Source organism: Flammeovirga agarivorans (assembly GCF_012641475.1).
In the GTDB taxonomy this organism is placed as follows: Bacteria; Bacteroidota; Bacteroidia; order Cytophagales; family Flammeovirgaceae; genus Flammeovirga; species Flammeovirga agarivorans.
Window position 1 is genome coordinate 1 of sequence record NZ_JABAIL010000030.1, and the last position, 2478, is coordinate 2478.

The 2478-nt window shown below is 30.5% G+C and carries 3 protein-coding genes; all 3 read right to left on the reverse strand.

All coding sequences use genetic code 11. The features are described 5' to 3' along the window. Positions 1-138 precede the first annotated feature (138 nt). A complete protein-coding gene (locus HGP29_RS27935) occupies positions 139-777 on the reverse strand; it encodes a hypothetical protein (RefSeq protein WP_168885768.1) in 639 nt (212 codons plus the stop codon). A 123-nt stretch (positions 778-900) separates the two neighbouring features. After that, on the reverse strand, positions 901-1479 hold the full coding sequence (locus tag HGP29_RS27940; protein ID WP_168885769.1) for a hypothetical protein: 579 nt from the start codon (positions 1477-1479) through the stop codon (positions 901-903). Between the two features lie 308 nt (positions 1480-1787). After that, positions 1788-2478 (reverse strand): hypothetical protein (locus tag HGP29_RS27945; RefSeq protein WP_211093442.1); only part of this gene is annotated, 691 nt, incomplete at its 5' end.

The window sequence follows — 2478 nt, forward strand, 5'->3', positions numbered from 1 at the left end:
TGCACATGAGAACGAAATAATTAATAAAACTAATACTAAAATATGCTTCATGGTATATATAGTGGCTAACGAATTTGCTATGCAGCGAGCGAGGACTCGTCGGCCGAGACTTGATGTATAGCTTTTGTTGTACAGCTGTTATTTTTTGTATACAAATTTCATATCTTCTTCTATTTCAAAACCATTCCATAAATCTGGTGTATCATTTCCATTGAAAAGAATTATTCCCCATGCATCTTCCATTTTTTGTAAATCTATGATTGAAATTATTTTATCTTCATTCATAAAACGAACATAACGTTTTTCTCTAGATAGTTCTTTAATAAATTTAATATCATTTTTTATTAATGATTGTCTTCCATAGTCAAGAGCATCTGTATTATCTTCTACTATTGTCATCCAACCATCTTCTCCCATTCTTTCTTGTTCAACTTTTATCCACCTAGAAGAAGGAATTATACTTAATGCGCACTTTTCATTTATTGCAATAGAGTTTGTATCTGTAATTGAATCTAAGTTAGAAATCTCTGAATATGATAATGATTTAAGATTAGCATGTTGATTTTCTTTAATTTTCATTGTCTCTTCAGGTTCTTCAACATTATTTTCCTTCCGGGTATCGTAAGTAATTTCAATAGTTTGATCTTTGGTAATAAAAACCTTTGTTTTTTTCTCTTTTACTACAACTTCTTTTGTTTCAGTAGTGTTTGATTCTTTTACTTTTTCGTTACATGAACAAATAATAATGAAAAGAATAGAAATTGAGATATATTTCATTTGTCGATATTTTTAGTTTAGAGTAGTCTACTTACTAATGCTGTACAACGAATTTGCTATACAGCGAGTGAGGACGCGTCGGCCGAGACTTGATGTATAGCTGTTGTTGTGCATAGTATTTTTTTAATTTTTCCATTCGACATATAAGGTCAGACGCTCAGATTCATCCCAATAGATTTTTAAGGTGTCATTACCTACCGAAGCAATTTTTCCTTTTTGGACAAAGTCATTGTAAAATATTGTCAGGCTGTCTTTATTCAATAAGTACGGCATTGATCCATCTCCATCATAGTCTACCACATAAAATTCAGTCGGTTTTAACCAAAAGTCCGCATGCGGTCCGTCAGGATCTAAGGTCCAAATTTTGAATAGTTCTGTGGTATCCACAGTAGGATTTATGATCAATGTCTTTTCTAGTAGGTCAATATTTTCTAAATCTGTGTTGTATTCAGAGTTTTTTTTTGTCTTTCTCTTTCGTTCGTCAGCAATTGGGGCGTGACCGCTTAAGCTCTCATTTATTTGAGATTTTGTATCATCCTTATCGTATTCGAATTCACATTCATTAGTTTCATAATTCCATCTTCCACCTTTGTCCAAGCAACTGTCGACTTTGAAGAACTGGTCAATTTTTGGATATGCCCAAATTACTGTCAGAATAGTGAGCAGTCCGATTGTCAATAAAATTAGTCTTTTTCTGTTCATTGATATTATGCACAACGTAATGGCTAAACTACGGCCATCGGGTGCGTCACACGATGGATGGAGGTTAGCTGATGTTGTGCAACTTTAAATCATTGATTATTAATACTAATATTATTTGAATTGTAATTATATATTTAAAACCAATAATTGACTCTACATATTGGATTAATTATGTTAACCAACAAAAATAAAGAATAATTTCAATTATTGAAGTTTGATAATTAGTTGAAAAATGGAATACAGAACCCCTAAAAATATCTTTTGAGAGAAATGAAATAGTCAATTAAATACTATTTGAAATAATTTTATTACCCTTCACCATTTACAAAAAAATCTTTTATTTCTTTTTTGTCAACATTGATTATTATTTGCCAATAACAATTTCCTCCATCATCAACTTGAACATATTCATTTTTCCAATCCATTTTAATCCATTCTGTAATTCCATTTTCTGTTTCATGGGGGAATTCTGAAATCTCACAGAATGCATTTATCTCAATAAATCTTTCTCCTTTTTCATTAAAATATGGAATATATTGTCTATAATACTTATCTAAATTCCTTATATATGCTTTGTCTAAAGTTTCTTGAACTAAATTCAAATCTTGGATCTTTGGATTCCAACTTTTAAAACCATACTTTTTTTCTAACAAATTGTTATATTCTGTGTTTTTAAGAATTGTAATCTTTGATTCAACTGTTTCTGTTTGTTTTTTCTTAGTTATGGAATCTGTTTTCTCAATTCCTACTTCAACTGTTTTTATAGTATTTAGCTTAGCCAAGGAATCTATTTTCTCAATTCTTGATTCAGTTGTTTCTATTGAATTTGTCTTTGAAAAATAATTTGTTTTCTCATTTGTATTTTTACAAGCCAATAAACTAAGTAAAAATAATATTATATATGTATTTTTCATATCTGAAATGTTGCACAACGTAACGGCTAAACTACGACCAGCGGGCGTGTCGACCGGTGGATGGAGGTTAGCTATTGTTGGCAAC